The sequence below is a fragment of the Actinospica durhamensis genome (assembly GCF_018139695.1).
Taxonomy (GTDB): domain Bacteria; phylum Actinomycetota; class Actinomycetes; order Streptomycetales; family Catenulisporaceae; genus Actinospica; species Actinospica durhamensis.
In genome coordinates this window covers 1-405 of the sequence record NZ_JAGSOG010000838.1, presented here as the reverse complement: position 1 = coordinate 405, position 405 = coordinate 1, and the positions used below count along the sequence as shown (strand labels likewise).

At 73.8% G+C, this 405-nt stretch carries 2 pseudogenes; both read left to right on the top strand.

Features of this window, described 5'->3' with window-relative positions:
• Positions 1 to 288 (top strand): annotated as a pseudogene (locus KDL01_RS42470) (ADP-forming succinate--CoA ligase subunit beta); the annotation flags it as partial.
• 14 nt (positions 289 to 302) lie between these two features.
• Positions 303 to 405 (top strand): annotated as a pseudogene (locus KDL01_RS46610) (succinate--CoA ligase subunit alpha); the annotation flags it as partial.

The window sequence follows — 405 nt, the reverse complement described above, 5'->3', positions numbered from 1 at the left end:
GCGCAGGTCATGGCGGACGGACTGTCGGTGGTCCTCTCCGACCCGGCGGTGCGGTCGGTCCTCGTCAACGTCTTCGGCGGCATCACCGCCTGCGACGCGGTCGCCGACGGCATCGTCCGCGCCCTGGACGCCGTCCGGCCGACCAAGCCGCTCGTCGTCCGCCTCGACGGCAACAACGCGGCCCGGGGCCGGGCCGTCCTCGAGGCACGCGCGCACCCGCTCGTCGAGCAGGCCACCACGATGGACGGCGCCGCCGGCCGGGCCGCCCGACTCGCCACCACCACCTGAGGAGACGGGACGACATGGCGATCCACCTCACCAAGGAGAGCAGGGTCCTCGTCCAGGGCATGACCGGCGGCGAGGGCATGAAGCACACCCGGCGCATGATCGCGGCCGGCACGAACG